The sequence below is a fragment of the Prochlorococcus marinus XMU1411 genome (genome assembly GCF_017696075.1).
Classification (GTDB): domain Bacteria; phylum Cyanobacteriota; class Cyanobacteriia; order PCC-6307; family Cyanobiaceae; genus Prochlorococcus_A; species Prochlorococcus_A marinus_V.
In genome coordinates this window covers 60,517-77,286 of sequence record NZ_JAAORI010000002.1, presented here as the reverse complement: position 1 = coordinate 77,286, position 16,770 = coordinate 60,517, and the positions used below count along the sequence as shown (strand labels likewise).

Annotated in this window: 18 protein-coding genes; 6 read left to right on the top strand and 12 right to left on the bottom strand. The window is 32.5% G+C overall.

Annotated elements, in window-relative coordinates; all coding sequences use genetic code 11:
* Nucleotides 1-42: 42 nt before the first annotated feature.
* Together HA145_RS00835 and HA145_RS00830 are read right to left on the bottom strand one after the other, a co-directional pair.
* Nucleotides 43-2,064 (bottom strand): NAD(P)H-quinone oxidoreductase subunit 5, encoded by a 2,022-nt coding sequence (locus tag HA145_RS00835; protein WP_209127440.1) that lies wholly within the window; start codon nt 2,062-2,064, stop codon nt 43-45.
* Between the two features lie 33 nt (nt 2,065-2,097).
* Nucleotides 2,098-2,826, bottom strand: coding sequence for an NnrU family protein (locus HA145_RS00830; protein WP_209127439.1), 729 nt, complete (start codon nt 2,824-2,826; stop codon nt 2,098-2,100).
* Between the two features lie 83 nt (nt 2,827-2,909).
* Here HA145_RS00830 and HA145_RS00825 point away from each other — a divergent pair, with 83 nt between their 5' ends.
* Nucleotides 2,910-3,854 carry a LysR family transcriptional regulator gene (locus HA145_RS00825; RefSeq protein WP_209127438.1) on the top strand — a complete coding sequence of 315 codons (945 nt, stop codon included), beginning with the start codon at nt 2,910-2,912 and terminating at the stop codon, nt 3,852-3,854.
* A 6-nt stretch (nt 3,855-3,860) separates the two neighbouring features.
* Here HA145_RS00825 and HA145_RS00820 read toward each other — a convergent pair whose 3' ends face one another.
* Nucleotides 3,861-4,484, bottom strand: coding sequence for a DUF3172 domain-containing protein (locus HA145_RS00820; protein WP_209127437.1), 624 nt, complete (start codon nt 4,482-4,484; stop codon nt 3,861-3,863).
* Nucleotides 4,481-4,828 carry an NAD(P)H-quinone oxidoreductase subunit M gene (ndhM, locus tag HA145_RS00815; RefSeq protein WP_209127436.1) on the bottom strand — a complete coding sequence of 116 codons (348 nt, stop codon included), beginning with the start codon at nt 4,826-4,828 and terminating at the stop codon, nt 4,481-4,483. The genes HA145_RS00820 and ndhM overlap by 4 nt, the downstream gene beginning before the upstream one ends.
* Nucleotides 4,829-4,918: 90 nt before the next feature.
* Here ndhM and pds point away from each other — a divergent pair, with 90 nt between their 5' ends.
* On the top strand, nt 4,919-6,328 hold the full coding sequence (gene pds / locus HA145_RS00810; protein WP_209127435.1) for a 15-cis-phytoene desaturase: 1,410 nt from the start codon (nt 4,919-4,921) through the stop codon (nt 6,326-6,328).
* A gap of 37 nt (nt 6,329-6,365) precedes the next feature.
* On the top strand, nt 6,366-7,274 hold the full coding sequence (locus HA145_RS00805; protein ID WP_209127434.1) for a phytoene synthase: 909 nt from the start codon (nt 6,366-6,368) through the stop codon (nt 7,272-7,274).
* On the opposite strand, the gene HA145_RS00800 is transcribed toward HA145_RS00805, so the two are convergent.
* Together HA145_RS00800 and HA145_RS00795 are read right to left on the bottom strand one after the other, a co-directional pair.
* Nucleotides 7,275-7,694 carry an RNA recognition motif domain-containing protein gene (locus HA145_RS00800; RefSeq protein ID WP_209127433.1) on the bottom strand — a complete coding sequence of 140 codons (420 nt, stop codon included), beginning with the start codon at nt 7,692-7,694 and terminating at the stop codon, nt 7,275-7,277.
* Between the two features lie 58 nt (nt 7,695-7,752).
* A complete protein-coding gene (locus HA145_RS00795) occupies nt 7,753-8,967 on the bottom strand; it encodes a CCA tRNA nucleotidyltransferase (RefSeq protein WP_209127432.1) in 1,215 nt (404 codons plus the stop codon).
* Nucleotides 8,968-8,981: 14 nt separating this feature from the next.
* Here HA145_RS00795 and HA145_RS00790 point away from each other — a divergent pair, with 14 nt between their 5' ends.
* Entirely contained in the window at nt 8,982-9,233 is a 252-nt protein-coding gene (locus HA145_RS00790; RefSeq protein WP_075448409.1) for a Ycf34 family protein, read from the top strand.
* A 9-nt stretch (nt 9,234-9,242) separates the two neighbouring features.
* Nucleotides 9,243-9,896 (top strand): molecular chaperone, encoded by a 654-nt coding sequence (locus tag HA145_RS00785; RefSeq protein WP_209127431.1) that lies wholly within the window; start codon nt 9,243-9,245, stop codon nt 9,894-9,896.
* Nucleotides 9,897-9,900: 4 nt separating this feature from the next.
* Here the strand turns inward: HA145_RS00785 and HA145_RS00780 are convergent, their stop codons facing one another.
* The 5 genes from HA145_RS00780 to rpaB are packed head-to-tail and all read right to left on the bottom strand — an operon-like array spanning nt 9,901 to nt 14,664.
* The gene (locus HA145_RS00780) at nt 9,901-10,521 is read right to left on the bottom strand and encodes a lysophospholipid acyltransferase family protein (protein ID WP_209127430.1); all 621 of its coding nucleotides are present in this window, start codon (nt 10,519-10,521) and stop codon (nt 9,901-9,903) included.
* A 5-nt stretch (nt 10,522-10,526) separates the two neighbouring features.
* Nucleotides 10,527-11,423, bottom strand: coding sequence for an ACP S-malonyltransferase (fabD, locus tag HA145_RS00775; RefSeq protein WP_209127561.1), 897 nt, complete (start codon nt 11,421-11,423; stop codon nt 10,527-10,529).
* A 13-nt stretch (nt 11,424-11,436) separates the two neighbouring features.
* Complete coding sequence (locus tag HA145_RS00770) at nt 11,437-12,444, bottom strand: beta-ketoacyl-ACP synthase III (protein WP_209127429.1); 1,008 nt, start codon at nt 12,442-12,444, stop codon at nt 11,437-11,439.
* 54 nt (nt 12,445-12,498) lie between these two features.
* The gene (gene plsX / locus HA145_RS00765) at nt 12,499-13,917 is read right to left on the bottom strand and encodes a phosphate acyltransferase PlsX (protein ID WP_209127428.1); all 1,419 of its coding nucleotides are present in this window, start codon (nt 13,915-13,917) and stop codon (nt 12,499-12,501) included.
* Nucleotides 13,918-14,664 (bottom strand): response regulator transcription factor RpaB, encoded by a 747-nt coding sequence (gene rpaB / locus HA145_RS00760; protein WP_025922053.1) that lies wholly within the window; start codon nt 14,662-14,664, stop codon nt 13,918-13,920. It lies immediately after the preceding gene.
* Between the two features lie 107 nt (nt 14,665-14,771).
* Between rpaB and radA the strand changes: the two genes are divergently transcribed.
* Nucleotides 14,772-16,124, top strand: coding sequence for a DNA repair protein RadA (gene radA / locus HA145_RS00755; protein ID WP_209127427.1), 1,353 nt, complete (start codon nt 14,772-14,774; stop codon nt 16,122-16,124).
* A 5-nt stretch (nt 16,125-16,129) separates the two neighbouring features.
* On the opposite strand, the gene HA145_RS00750 is transcribed toward radA, so the two are convergent.
* Complete coding sequence (locus HA145_RS00750; protein ID WP_002805833.1) at nt 16,130-16,651, bottom strand: photosystem I assembly protein Ycf3; 522 nt, start codon at nt 16,649-16,651, stop codon at nt 16,130-16,132.
* Nucleotides 16,652-16,770 lie beyond the last annotated feature (119 nt).

Below are 16,770 nucleotides of genomic sequence, written 5' to 3'. Positions count from 1 at the left end.
ATATTTTTTCACCCAATAGACAGTGAAGACACACAATTGTAATTAAGTTACTTGAGGAGATTGAAAACCAAATATAGCAACTAATAGAATTACTCCTCCAAAAACGATAAGGGCGTAAAATTGAGCTCTACCAGTCTCAAAATATTTTAAACCTTCTCCACTACCTAAAGTAACAAGTCCAGTAAGGTTAACGACTCCATCTACAACCTTAGAATCAACTTCTAAAACTTCTTTCGCAAGTTTTCTACTACCTTTAACAAAAAGTTTTTCATTTATATCATCTAGGTACCATTTATTAGATAAAAATTGATTAATAGCAGGAAACTTTTCGGCAAATAAAGCTGACATATTAATTTTTTTCGCAAAATATGCCTGATAAGCAATAACAATGCCAGCTGATGCAATAAGAACTGAGGCTATCGCTAAAGGCAAAAACTCACTTATTTCAAAGGCTTTTGCAGCAGTTTCTGCTTCTTCAGGATCAAGTAAATTTGCAATTTTACTATCCCAAGGAAGTCCCATAAAACCAATTATTACTGAAGGCACCGCAAGAAATACTAAAGGGAATGTCATGGACCAGGGAGACTCATGAATAGAGCCATGTACATCGTGCTCTTCTTCATTTTCTTCTTCTAGATTTAATTTAGAAGCGGTTAAAAGCTCTTTTTGTAAATCTTTATTCTCCCCTCTAAAATCTCCTTCAAATGTAAGGAAATAAAGCCTAAACATATAAAATGCAGTCATACCAGCTGTTAAAAGTCCTACAAACCAAAAAGCTGGAAATGATATAAATGCATTTCCGAGTATCTCATCCTTACTCCAAAAACCTGCCAAGGGTGGAATACCACTAATTGCTACACAACCAATTAAAAAAGTAGCAGATGTATAGGGCATTTTTTTTCTTAAACCGCCCATCAATCTCATATCTTGAGCCAATACAGGCTGATGGCCTACTACTTCTTCCATTGCATGTATTACAGAACCAGATCCTAAAAATAGCATTGCTTTAAAGCAAGCATGAGTAACCAAATGAAAAATTCCTGCTATTGGTGCTCCACATCCCATCGCAAGCATCATATAACCAAGTTGGGAAACAGTACTGTATGCTAATCCCTTTTTTAAGTCCATTTGGGTCAAAGCAATAGAAGCGCCTAAAAAACAAGTAATAGTGCCAACTAAAGCAATAATGAATTGAATGGAAGGAAAAATTGAATACAAAGGTTGCAGCCTAGCCACTAGGAATATACCTGCAGCAACCATTGTAGCTGCATGAATTAGTGCAGATATCGGTGTCGGTCCCTCCATAGCATCAGGTAACCAAACGTGAAGTGGAAACTGCGCAGATTTTGCCATTGGACCTAAAAAAACTAAAAAACATAGGAGTAAAGCTGCCCAAACAGGTATTGAATTATCAGCTAATGATTGAGAAATTCCAGTAGCTATTTCATTAAAATCAAAACTATTCGTTGCCCAAAATAAACCAAGAATGCCTAACAATAATCCAAAATCACCCACTCTATTAACAACAAATGCTTTTTGTGCAGCGTGGGCAGCGCCATCCCTGTCGTACCAAAAACCAACCAATAAGTAAGAACACATTCCAACTAATTCCCAAAAAACATAAATTTCTAATAAATTTGGACTAACTATCAACCCCATCATTGAACTACTAAATAAAGCTAAATATGTAAAAAATCTGACATAACCCTTGTCATGAGCCATATAACCATGAGAGTAAATCATTACAAGCAAAGTTATTGTGGTTACTAAAGCAAGCATTACACTACCCAAAGGGTCAAGAACAAAACCCATTGGGATTGTAAAATCCCCAGCACTGGCCCAAACAAATAATTTTTCTACTGATTGATAACCATTGACTTGTTCAATCAGAGCTTTATAACTAATAACCGCAGATATGCCAACGAAAGAAATTAGACCTACAGAAACAATTTCCCTAGAATTATTAATTTTCTTATTAATACTTATTAATCCTAAACCAGAAAGCACTGCTCCAATTAGTGGGAAAACAGGAATTAACCAGGCAATATCTGAAGCTTGAGGCATGTTTTAAAAAACTTATATATTGATTTTAAACTGTCAATTGAAAAATTCCGACAAAAATGATGAATTAAATGTTTTAACAGCAATATTTATATATTGATGGGACCACCAAAGTAGACCTATTGCAATTAATATACCAAGTTGAGATAACCTTAAAAACTCTCTAATTTTAAATTCTTGCCTTCTTTCTAGTATCGCTACGAAGGGGATTATGGAAGTATTTTTTTTAAACTTTTCAAATTCTTCACCAAATTTATTGGCTAATCTCTTATCGCCATGCCAGATGGCAAAAAGGTGATGACAAATTAAGCCAATAGAAGTTATTAATGTGAACGATGTACCAATCCATAAAGTATGTGCAAAACACCAAATTATCTGACCAAATGCTTGAGGATGTCTTGTGATTCTCATAATTCCAGTACCATAAATTCGCACTTTAGGTTTCAAAACTGAAGGAATTTCCAACAAATTGTAAGTGGCGGGATACAAAAATAAAAAACTTATGGCAGTTAAAAACCAAACTACTAAAAAAATGAAATGATTACCCTGAAAGTTCCATAATCTAATTCCATCATATCTGTGAGCTAAAAAATAACTAATTAGGATAATTGCGGATGGCAAACTTAAAAAAACAAAACATAATCTCCATAATCTTGGTCCCATAATAGATTCTGCTTTACTTCTTAAAGCAGCTCCGCCACTATGAATTACCGCAAAAATCAAAATCAATAATAAAATCACAAGAGAAGATTTATGAGTCTCCATAAAATTGAGATTATTTAAATAATTAAGTCCTTAACAAGAATACTTGATAGTATTAGAATTATGAATAATTTTAGGCACAATAGATGCCCGAATTACCATTTACTCTAGACCAATTAAGAATATTAAAAGCTATAGCCGCAGAAGGAAGCTTTAAAAAAGCGGCAGATTTATTATATGTCACCCAACCTGCGGTGAGTTTACAAATACAAAATCTAGAAAAACAACTTGAAATTACAATTTTCGACAGAGGTGGTAGAAAAGCACTTTTAACTGAAGCAGGAAGGCTTTTACTTGACTATTGTGAACGTATTTTGAATCAATGCGACGAGGCTTGTAAAGCTATTGAAGATCTAAATAGCCTCAAAGGTGGGTCTCTTGTAATTGGAGCAAGTCAAACAACAGGAACTTATTTAATGCCAAGAATGATAGGACTTTTTAGACAGAAATATCCTGATGTGTCTGTTCAACTTCAGGTTCATAGTACAAGAAGAACTGGTTGGAGTGTTGCCAATGGCCAAATTGACTTAGCAATTATTGGAGGACAATTGCCCAGCGATTTAGAAAATTTACTCCAAGTTATTCCATATGCAACAGATGAATTAGCATTAGTATTACCAACTAAACACCCACTTGCTAACAAAAAAGAACTATTAAAAGAAGACTTATACAAATTAAATTTCGTTACATTAGATACTCAATCTACAACAAGAAAAGTTGTTGACAAACTTCTTCAAGATTCTGGACTTGACATTCAAAGATTAAAAATTGAGATGGAACTTAATTCTCTCGAAGCAATCAAGAATGCAGTTCAATCAGGTTTAGGAGCCTCATTTTTACCTGTTGTTTCAATTGAAAGAGAATTAGCAGCTGGAACAATCCACAAGGCTTTTGTTGCTGACTTAGAGGTCAAAAGAGAGCTAAAATTAATTACAAACCCATCAAGATACACCTCAAGAGCATCGGTAGTGTTCAAAAAAAATATTCTGCCTCAATTTGCTAGCTTAGAAAGCCCGTTAAGAAAAATATAAAGTCCATCAGAACTGAATTGCTTCTTTATTAATCCCCACTCCGCCATCTTCGGCTTGTCCATCTCCCTTGATTATAAATTTATTTTCATTAACATCTGTTTGATAAACACACTTGACTATTGGTTTATCTCGTATGGATCCAATGTACGCAAAAGTATTCATCCTTTGCTTACATTCCCTTACATCTTCATTACTGATTGCCCCTTGTTTTTGTAAAACTGTCCAATTTTCTCTGCGAATTACACAACCTGGTTGAAGTGCTGGTTGAGTTACAAAACTGGTGGATGGATTCAGGGTTGTATACATTTCAACATCAATAACAAAAGCGCTTGCACCCCATTGTCTGCAAAATTCAGGATCTGGAACAGCCATATCTAATTGTTGTTGACTTGCTATATTTCCCTGTCCACCATCTGTTGTACTGGTAATCGCGCTTCCTATACCAACACCAAGAATTAAAACTCCTGCAAGAACAGCTATGGTCCCTGTACTGAAGTTAATATTTTGTTCGGAAGAAGCAGGTAGTCTACTTTTTTTTTGTCCATAAGAATCCAGATCTCTTGGATTTGAAGAGTAATAACTTCTATTCGGGCCCTTCCTCGGCCTTCTATTTGATGGTGGTCTATTCACAGTACTTCATTTGTCTTTGGCAAACCCATTGAATAGTTCATTACTCTACAATTAGGGTTGTAGCTTAGTTGGCCATTTTGAAGCAAAACTTTAATTAGACCCTCAATTTCTGATCCTATTTTTCGAAGTTCATAATCATCCAAATCCTTGCCTGCTCTCTCTTTAATTAGTTCATTAAATTTTTCATTAATCTTATTTAAAGAGCCTTCGTTCCAAATGAATTCGTTATCAGGATCCAAATCTAGAGTAAGTTTGTTGGGATGAAATTGTAATTCTTTATCAACAACTTCAGCAGTAAAAATTCTTACATGTCGAGTAGTCGATTTTAAAAGCATTTTTTCCATAATTTTAAGAAATAATCAACGAAAAAAACTATAATGTTCTAACTTTAATGTAGCTTATTAGTAAGTGTTAATTTATTTCTTGATTTAATAATGCGTGTTGTAATTGCTGGTGCAGGTTTAGCGGGTTTATCCTGCGCTAAATATTTAGTTGATAAGGGTCACATCCCAATAGTTCTTGAAGCTAGAGATGTTCTTGGAGGAAAAGTTGCTGCATGGAAAGATGAGGATGGAGACTGGTATGAAACTGGTTTGCATATATTTTTTGGAGCGTATCCTAATATGTTGCAACTTTTTAAAGAATTAGATATTGAAGATAGACTCCAGTGGAAAAGCCATTCAATGATTTTTAATCAGCCATCCGAGCCAGGAACTTATAGTAGATTTGACTTTCCAGATTTACCAGCCCCCATAAATGGAGTATCAGCCATACTTAGTAATAACGATATGCTTTCATGGAATGAAAAGATCCTCTTTGGATTAGGATTAGTTCCTGCAATGTTGAGAGGTCAAAAGTACTTAGATAAATGTGATACAAAATCATGGACAGATTGGCTTAAAGAACACAATATCCCAGAAAGAGTTAATGATGAAGTTTTTATAGCAATGAGTAAAGCTTTAAATTTTATTGGTCCGGATGAAATATCATCTACAGTTTTACTAACGGCATTAAACAGATTTTTACAAGAAAAAAATGGCTCAAAAATGGCATTTCTTGACGGGGCTCCTCCAGAACGACTTTGTCAACCAATGGTCGATTATATAACTTCTCGTGGAGGAGAAGTTCACATGAATAGCCCATTAAGGCAAATCAACCTCAATGAAGACAGCACTGTTAAAAGTTTTACTATTGCCTCTTTAAACGAAAACGAAAACGAAAACGAAAAGAAAGAAATAACTGCAGATGCTTACGTTAGCGCAATGCCTGTAGATCTTTTTAAATTAATGATCCCGAATCAATGGAAAGGTTTAGAAACGTTTTCTAAATTGGAGGGTTTAAATGGCGTACCAGTAATTAATATTCATTTATGGTTTGACAAAAAATTAACAGATATTGACCATTTACTATTTAGTAGATCACCACTCCTAAGTGTTTATGCAGATATGAGTATCACATGCAAAGAATATGAAGATCCTAATAGATCAATGCTTGAATTAGTTTTCGCACCAGCAAAAGATTGGATAAATAAAAGTGATCAAGACATCGTCGATGCAACTATGGAAGAATTAAAAAAATTATTCCCCACTCATTTCATGGGTGATGATAAGACAAATTTAAGAAAATACAAAGTAGTCAAGACGCCAAGATCTGTTTATAAAGCGGTGCCTGGTTGTCAAGAGTTCAGACCTACCCAAAAATCTCCCATAAAAAATTTCTTCTTAGCTGGTGATTATACAATGCAAAAATATTTAGCTTCTATGGAAGGGGCTGTTTTAAGTGGTAAATTATGCGCAGAATCAATCAATAAGGAGTATTCCAAAATTACTCAAAATGTTGCTTAATAACATTTAAAAAATTCCCAAATTTAGATAAAACTTTTTGAAAAATTCAATTTCTCAACTAGATCAAGCATATGAGATATGCCGTAAAGAAACTCAAAAATGGGCTAAAACCTTTTATTTGGGTACTCTTTTATTACCAGTAGAGAAGAGAAAAGCTATTTGGGCTATTTATGTATGGTGTAGAAGAACAGATGAAATAATGGATAGCGCGGAAGCCTCAACCAAATCCCAAGATGAGCTTTCAGATGATTTAGATAGATGGGAAGAAAATACAAAAAATGTATTTAAAGGGAATATTAAATCAGAGTTGGATTCAGTTCTAGTAGATACAATCGAAAAATATCCCCAAGATATTCAACCCTATCTCGATATGATAGAAGGTCAGAGAATGGATCTTAATAAATTTAGATATAAGGACTTTGATGAATTAAAACTTTATTGTTATAGAGTGGCAGGTACTGTAGGTTTAATGACCCAAAATGTCATGGGGATTGATAGCGCATATACATCAGCTCCATGGAGTGCTAAACCTGACCCCTCTGAGGCAGCCATAGCTCTTGGGATTGCAAATCAATTAACGAATATATTGAGAGATGTCGGAGAAGATAGGCAAAGAGGAAGAATTTATCTCCCACAAGAGGATATTGAGAAATTTAATTATTCTGAAGAAGAACTTTTAAAAGGTAAAATCAACAACCAGTGGAGGGCTCTTATGAAATTTCAATTAACCAGAGCTCGTGATTGGTTCCAAAAGTCTGAAGATGGGATTAAATGGCTTTCTTCAGATGCTAGATGGCCAGTTTGGACGTCTTTACGCCTTTACAGAGGAATACTAGATTCAATTGAAAGGTTAGATTATGATGTTTTTAATAATAGAGCTTTTGTAAAAAATTCAGTAAAAGCTTTTGAAATTCCTATATCTTTTTTAATTTCTCGAATTAAATAACTAAGCAGGTGTCTTTTGGTTTGCCAACAAATCTTTTAGTTTAGATAGTTCTCCAGCCCATCTTGGATCAGGTGCTTCGAGGTTAGGGGCATCACTATGAACAATTTTCTTAAAGTCTTTCCTCTTCTTATTCTTATTTATATTTCCGCTATTTCTTTTGTTTGAGGCAGAATCTTTCTTTTCTGAGAGCTCTACTCTTAATTTGGAACCATTGAATTCAAAACCGTTTAATTTTTGAATTAATAAATTAGCATTCTCTTCACTATTAGTTGTCGCGAAACCAAAACCCCTACATTCTTTAGTTTCTTTGTCTAGAACTGCTTTAAATCGAATCGAATCAGAAACTGATTTTAAAAGCGTATCAAATTCTTTTGGATTAAATCCTTGTGGTAAATTGCCAATGTAAATGCGAATGCTCATAAATTTTTAAAAATGATTTTGAAGTCTGAACTTCTAAACAAAACTAAGCTATGTGTATTTAATCACATTTTGGCGCATTTTGTTCAATCCATTGCTTTGCTTTATAAATAGCTTCATCAAAATTATTTAATCTCTTAAATGCAAGTTCCTTTGAAAGATACTCTAAAAGATCTCCTAATATAGGCCCGTCCTTTATTTTTAAATTTTTTTTGATTATGTCACCATTAAGTAAATTTGAAGGATGAAATAATTTATCATCCTTATCACGCCATCTATTAAGCCAATCTAACCGTAAGTTTTGAGGTAAATAAAAAATAAAAGATGGAAGAAACATCTCTAATTCTTTATGTAATGCAAATCTATCTGATTCAGTTAATTGAGAGATATTTTTTTCTATCAACAAAAAATGCCATTTTCGTAATAACTTTGTTTTTGCAATTTCAGATTTACTAAATTTAAATTTCTCTAGAGATACTTCATCTAAAATTTGGGCTATAAAAAATATTGGTAAAAATTTCTCCTTTTCGATCTTATTAAGTTCCTTATAATTAATTTTTTGTAAATCCAAAAAAAAAGAATTTTTATAAAAATTATCAGATCCAAATATATTAAATCTTTTTACCAAAATTAATGCTTCAAGAGCATGTTCACCATTTACTATTTTTTGTATTTCATAATTAATTCTCTCTTTTGCTACTAGATGTAATTTTTCTTTAGTTTTTTTTATAAAATCAATTAATTTTAAATCAATTTTAAAATTCAATTCCGATACAAAACGGAAACATCTTAATATTCTTAACGGATCATTCAGTAAGTTTATTTCTGAATAAGTTCTAAGCAAGGAAAATTCTAAATCTTTTATGCCATTTAATGGATCAAACAAAAGCTTTTTATCAAATAAAAAAGCAATTGAATTAATCGAAAAGTCCCTACTAGTTAGATCTCTTTCGATTGTGGAGGAAATCTGATTAGCAATATCAATTGAAATATGATTAAAAATAATTCTTACAACTTCTCTTTTTTCATCTAAAATTAAAAATTTTGATCCAATATTATCTGCAATCTTTTTCCCAATTTCAATTGCATTTAAAGGTACCACAATATCAACATCCACCTTTTCAGGTTCTCTTCCCAAAATAATATCCCTTATGTAACCACCAACCAAATATGATCCCTTAGGCAAAAAACCTAGTATATGATTTACATTATGAAATTTTATACTTGTCTCTAATTCGTTAATTATTAGTGTATGATCTGTGAGAATACTTTTCATTTAATTAATTTATTATGTGCATTTGCATCAACTGTAGATGGGTTGATAGATGTATCACATATCATGATGTTGAGAATAATCATGGTGTTGATCATATTTGTGATCTACCTGATTTTAAAGCAAAAAAACCATTCATTCATGTCAATATAGTTAAAGATAATAATGGTGATTATAAAACTGATTGGGATGTTCAATCTTGTGAAAGTTTTGAAAATGAATTTGGTAAATGGTCTAAGTGTAACCCAGGTATGGAATTACCTGTTTAAAGGTAATAAATGACAAATAAACGCAAACAAAGAGAAAATTATTCTACATTAGTGATTCATAGCACAGACAACTCTTTTTGCTTTGGGTATAGAAAAAAAAATAACCTTGAATCTGATAAATTTTTTATCAAAAAATTTGATAATGACCTTTGCAGCAACTTAATTAATGATCTTAACAAATTTATTTCCAAAGAAAATTTACAAAAAATAAATAAGTTATCTATCAGCATTGGGCCATCAAATTTTAATGCTTCACGACTGATTGTGGTTTTAGCAAGAACTATCTCACAACAAATAAATTGTCCTCTAGACAGTTTTAGTTCATTTGAAATAATGGCAAAAAGAATTGCATCAAAAAATAATATCTTTACAAACAAAAAATCATTCTGGATTTACAAAAAATTAAAACGAAAAGGTTTTATTGCAGGTAAATATGAAATTTTTCATAACGGAAAAACTTCCTCAGAACTAGTCATTAGAGAAATAGTTTTACCAAAAATTGTTAAAGAACTTGAGAGTAAAGAGCTTTTTTTTGAGGCTGTTTATGATGATAAAGAAGATTTAAAAGAACTATTAAATTTATCAAATAAAAATTTATTAAATTCAAATATAGATTCTTGGAAAAAAGTTTTGCCTCTTTACCCTATTTCTCCAATTAACTAAATATTCATTTAATCAAATTATTAATTTTATCTTGAAGAAGTATTGTTACAGAATGCAGATCATCTCTTGATGAACTTTGTGGAGGTTGAACAGGTTTTCCCACTTTAATAACTATTTTTGAAAATAAAGGAATACAGAATTTAAATCTTATTAGTCTATGTGAATTAACTATTCCAACAGGCAATAATAATTTTTGATTTTTAAAAGCCAGTAATGCTGCACCTTGTTTAGGCTTATTTACTCGACCATTTTTTTGACGAGTACCATCAATAAAAATTCCAATAGAATTATCATTTGATAATTTTTTACATGCTGTTTGAATTGTATTTTTATCAGCAATTCCTCTTTTTACAGGATAAGCTCCACAAGCCTTGATAATAAATCCAAGAAAAGGAATTTTAAAAAGCTCTGCCTTAGCCATAAAAGATATATTACGTCCAATAGCATGGCCTAACAAAGGAGGATCAAGTAAAGAACCATGATTAGAAACCATGATAAAAGAATCTTTTTGAGGAATATTTTCTCTACCTATTAAATGACCTTTAAATACAAATTTATAAATAGGAAATACAAAAAGCTTGCTAACTAATTCATAGATTAATTTTTGAATAGTATGATTTTTCATACAAATTAATAAGATATTTGATTAGAAGATGAAACTTGAGAAATTTTTACATCTTTAAGATGTCTTTTTACTAAACCGCTTAGTACATTAGAAGGGCCAATTTCAACAATATGAAGATCACTATCTTTCGCCATTAAATCCATAGTTTCTCGCCACCTCACTCCATTACACATCTGCTTTTCTAATCTAATTTTAAGCTCGTTTGAATCACTACAGAGCGAAGGTTCATAATTGCTTATTACTGGGAAAGAGGGCTTGTTAAATTTAATTTGTTTTAAATACTCAGAAAATTTTGTTGAAGGTTCATTCATAAATGGTGAATGAAATGCACCTGAAACATTTAATTTCAAGAATCTTTTACAAGAAATTTCTCTCGATAAATTATCTAATGCTTCATTAGATCCTGATAAGACAACTTGGGAAGAGCTATTATCATTAGCAATTACAATATCATCAATTTTTTCCACTAATAGATCAAGTTGATTTCTATCAAAACCAATTACTGCTGCCATAGATCCTTTTCCAGCATTTACCATTAATTGAGACCTTTCTTTTATAAGAGAAACACAATCTTCAAATGAAAAAACATCGGCACAATATAGTGCAGTAATTTCTCCTAGGCTATGCCCAGCAACATAAGTTGGTTTAAATCCATTTTCCTTTAATGCATCTAATAAAATTGATTCAACTAAAAAAAGACAAATTTGTGTATTTCTTGTGTTATTTAAATCAATAAGAGGATCTGTTGGTTCAATATCTAACTCACAAATTTGAAATAAATTCCTCTCAAATATCTCAGATGCATAACTAAACCTCTCTTTTGTGTTGGGCAAATTTTCAATTTGTTTTGCCATTCCAATTTTTTGCGAACCCTGTCCAGGGAATACCCATGCAACTGTCATAATGCTCCTTTTGTTAACCCCATTTAATGAGGGCTGCACCCCAACTTAACCCAGCACCGAAACCACTTGTGGCAATAATATCATTTTGTTTAATTCTATTATTTCTAATAGCTTCATCCATCACTAGTGGTATTGTTGCTGCTGAAGTATTACCATATTTTTCTAAATTGCTAAGAATTTTTTCTCCAGGAATTTTTAACCTCTCTCCTACAGAATCCAATATCCTTTGATTAGCTTGGTGCAATACAAGCCAATCAACTTCATCGGAAGTATAATTCATTTTTTTAAACAACTTTTCAAGAATTATCGGAACTTCTCTAACTGCAAATTTATACACTTCCTGACCATTCATCTGAATTTGGGAAAAAGCTCCACTTAAAAAATCAATGTTTTCAATTATTAAATCCTTATTATTTTTTGATGGAAGATTAAGAAAAGAACCCCTTTCTCCGTCAGTTCTCATATCAAAACCAATTAAATTATCAAATTCATTAGTGGCTTCAATTGCTAATGCACCTGCACCATCTCCAAAGAGAATACAACTTCTTCTATCATTCCAATCAACAAAGCTTGATAGTTGATCTGCTCCTATAACAATAGCCCTTTTAAAACTACCCCCTTTTAAAAATTGTGATGCTGTAATTAGGGCAAATAAGAACCCACTACATGCTGCAGTTAAATCGAAAGCAACGGCATTAGCTGCCCCTAATTTAGCTTGAATGGATGGCGCTGATCCAAATAAATCATGCGGAGTAGAAGTAGCTAAAACAATCAAATCAATCGTTTTAATATCCCAATTAGCCATTTCTATAGCGGTTAGAGCCGCTTTATAACCCATCTCAGTAACATTATCTCCTAAGCTAGAAATTCTTCTTTCAGAAATGCCTGTTCTAGATTTTATCCATTCATTGCTTGTATCAACCTTTTGACTAATTTTTTGATTGGTTAGAATTTGATCAGGTACATAACTTCCGCTTCCCTTGAACGATACTCCAATCTGATTAAAATTTATTCCTTCCAAAAGAGTTTTTTTAGTTACTTATATTAGTCAAACATAAATTCGACTCAATATGTTTTAAGAATTTAAAACTTGAAGCTTTTGCAGTTGATTTAAATTATCCATAACACCATGATTCACTGCGGAGTGGGCCAATCGTAGAGCACTAACTACTGATAAAGATTTGCTACTTCCATGACCAATAACGCAAATACCATTCACCCCAAGCAATAAAGCTCCTCCATGTTCAGCATGATCTAACCTTTTCTTAATTCTGAGTAGATTACTTTTTAAAAAAGCAGAACCAACTTTCCCTCGCCTTCCACGTGGCAGCTCAGATCTCAAAATATCTAATAAAACTCCTCCAACAGATTCAAGAAATTTTAATAATATATTTCCAGTAAATCCATCACAGACTACTACGTCGAAACTACCTGATAATACATCGCGGCCTTCACAATTACCTCCAAAATCAAAACTTTTTTCAGAAGATAATAATTCAAATGTTTTTAGGGATAAATCATTACCTTTGCATTCTTCTTCTCCGATATTTAAAAGGCCAATTCTTGGTTTTTTTACTTGTAAGACATCTTTTGCATAAATATTGCCTAGAAGAGCAAATTGATGCAGATAAGATGGCTTACAATCAGTATTTGCTCCGACATCTAACACTAATACTGGGCGAGTTTGATCCCTTGTTGGAAATAATGCTCCTATAGCTGGTCTATCAATCCCTTTCAATCTCCCAATTCTAAATATGGCAGAAGCCATCATGGCACCTGAATTACCCGCTGAGTAAACAGCTTCAGCTTTATTATTTCTCACTAAATCCATAGCAACGTTTATACTGGCATTTTTCCTTTTTCTAACTGTAGTTGCTTCTTCATTCATCCCAATAGGCTCTCCACTATCAATTAATTCAAGACGATTTTTCTCTATTTCATTTTCTAATAATTCTGCTAAACCAGTTTTTTCTGCTGCATCTTTAACTTTTTCAATTTTGCCAACAAACTTTATATTTATTGGAAATCTACTTATTGCTTCGAGGCAACCCTCAAGAATTGGACCAGGAGCATAATCTCCACCCATCCCATCAACTGCTATCCAAATTCTTTTAGATCGAGAATCCTCCAAACTATCTAAAACATTATCATTATTTTGTAATCTTTTTAATGGGTCAAAAACCAAAGGTTGTAATGTATTTTTAGCTATTGAACTAGCATTTGAAACAACACTGCTGGCAGTATTCACAACAGATTCAGCGCTTGAAACTACATTACCTGCTACATTACCTGCCACATTACTCGCAACATTACTAGCTGTACTTACAACAGAACCAGCACCAGAAACTACATTACCCGCCACATTACTAGCCGTTACCGCAGAACTAGCAGCAGTATCGACTATTGAAGTTACAGCCGAGTTTCTTTTATACCAAATAACTAATCTTCTGATAGCTCTAGGCTTATTACTTTTTTGCACACTTTCTTTACCCATTTATTTACCGTCAAAAGGAGCAATATCTACAATCCTTTGAAAAAGATATCCTGTGCCCCTTGCTGTTAATATCAATTCAGGATTTGCTGGATCAGCCTCCAGTTTTGATCTTAATCTCGATATATGAACATCGACTACTCTTGTATCTACATGTCTCTCAGGTGTATATCCCCAAACTTCCTTCAAAATTTCTCCTCTACTAAATGGCTCGCCTGACCTGCTAACCAAAAGCTCTAAAAGACTAAATTCCATACCAGTTAATCTTATTCTCTCATCGCTCTTAAAAACTTGTCTTCGATTTGTATCAATTTTTATATCAGTAACCAAAATTAATCCTGAATTAGGCATTCCAGGAATTTGCTCTTTGTCAATTCTTCTCAGAACGCATCTAATTCTAGCTTCTAATTCCTTAGGACTAAATGGTTTCACAACATAATCATCAGCCCCTAATTCTAAACCTGTTATCCTGTCTGCAACATCTCCTAATGCAGTTAACATAACGATTGGAACATCAGAATCTTTCCTTAATTCCTGACACACTCCATAGCCATCTAATTTTGGCATCATAACGTCAAGTACGACTAAATCAGGCTCATAATCCTTAAATAACTTTAGTGCTTCTTTACCATCACATGCAGTTACGACTTTGTAACCAATCATGGAGAGGCGCGTCTCCAGAATTCTTCTAATACTTGCCTCGTCATCTGCGACAAGAATTGTTTCTTTAGTTTGACTAGATAGAGCCATTTGTTTCTATTAGCTAATCAGTAAGAGAATTAATTATTATCCTAATCTAACTTGTAGAGGGGCAATATCCCAAACATTCTAGTTCTAATACTTTATTCAATAACTAAATGTCTAGCAAATTGTCGACTTTTATTTGTCAAAATTGTGGAACTCAAACTTCTCAATACTTTGGGAAATGCCTAAATTGCAACTCATGGAATTCGATTGTAGAAGAAATTACAAGCAAGAGATCTAAACATCAAGATGTTAAAAATGATAAAAAATCTATCCCTTTTAATGAAATTTCATCAAAAAAAATATCAAGATTTACAAGTGGTTTTAGAGAGTTTGATCGAGTTCTTGGAGGTGGAATAGTACCTGGATCTGTTGTCTTACTTGGAGGAGAACCAGGTATAGGTAAAAGCACAATTGTTCTTCAATCAGCAGGAAAAATATCTCTCAATGAAAAAGTTTTATACATAACTGCAGAAGAATCCTTAGAACAAGTAAAAATTAGATGGGAGAGATTAAATCAAAACTGTATTGATTTAAAAATTTTTGCAGAAACAAATATATCCCTAATTATTGAAGAGATTAAACGTGTAAATCCAAGTTTCGCAATTATTGATAGTATTCAAGCCATCCATAATAATGAAATGGACAGTTCGCCAGGATCGGTTTCCCAAGTTAGAGCATGTTCTTCTGAGTTGCAAAATCTAGCCAAAGAAAATAATATTGCTCTTCTAATAATTGGTCATGTAACCAAAGATGGTGCTTTAGCCGGCCCTAAAACTCTTGAGCATTTAGTTGATACAGTAATAAACTTTGAAGGAGATAATATTTCATCTCATAGATTACTAAGAAGTATAAAAAATCGATTTGGATCGACCTTTGAAATTGGAATTTTTGAAATGCTTGAAGAGGGTTTACGAGAGATCACAAACCCAAGTTCTATTTTTACAAATAAAGAAAATATTTCAGGAGTAACAACTACGATTACAAACGAAGGCACTCGACCATTGGCAGTTGATATACAAGCGTTGGTAAATCAAACTTTCTACAGTAACCCAAGACGAACTACAACTGGAATTAGCATAAATAGATTGCATCAAATTCTTGCTGTTATTGAAAAACACGTAGGGATAAAATTATCTGAATTTGATTGTTATATAGCTACTGGTGGAGGTTTTGAGATTAATGATCCCTCATCTGACTTAGGCGTAGCAATATCAATTTTATCAAGTTTGAAAAATATTCCTCCTTTAGCTAATACCTCATTTATTGGGGAATTAGGTTTAAGCGGTCAAGTTAGAAAATCGAATAACCTTAGAACAAAAATAGAAGAAGCTGTAAGACTAGGGATTAAAAATATCGTAGTGCCTAAACTAGAGGAAGAACTAAATAATAATTTTCAAGATTTAATAAACATCAAAGAGATATCCAATATTAAAGAAGCAGTTAATTATTCTTTATCAAAATAAAAAAATCAAAGGTACATATCAATTGAGCTTCTGCCTGAGTTTTTCAACCAATTCTCAATATCTAGATACCCACCTGGATATAGTCTCACTGCTTTAGACCAAACTTCAGCAGCTTTATCAAACCATATATCTCTCTGATCTAAATCACCATTTTGCTCAGCATATCTTCCCCTTTTTTCATAAATTAAACCTATATTTTTCAAACATGATGGCTGTTTGGGATTTTCTACTAATGCTTTTTCATATGTTTCAATAGACAAATCCTCTTCACCATTACTCATGTATATAATTGCCATATTTTTTAAAGTCTCACCCCTATCAATTTTATTTTCTTCAAGAAGTAAACTCTCTTTGTAATACTCTAATGCTTCCGAATAATCCCCATTATTTTGTGCAGCTAAGCCATCTCTGTAATAAATATATGCCTTTTTTTCTTTCTCAGCGATAGGCATTATTTTTACAATAGATTCAGCAATTACAGTAAAAGCTTTATCAATAAAGTTGTCTCTGTTTTGATTACTAGGCACTGCTCTAAATCTAATAAAGTTAATATAGTAATTTAAAAAATAACTATTTAAAAAGTCTATTACATTTATTATTATAGTTAAAAATAAGGTCAAGCATTAATTTGCTTCTATCGTAAAAA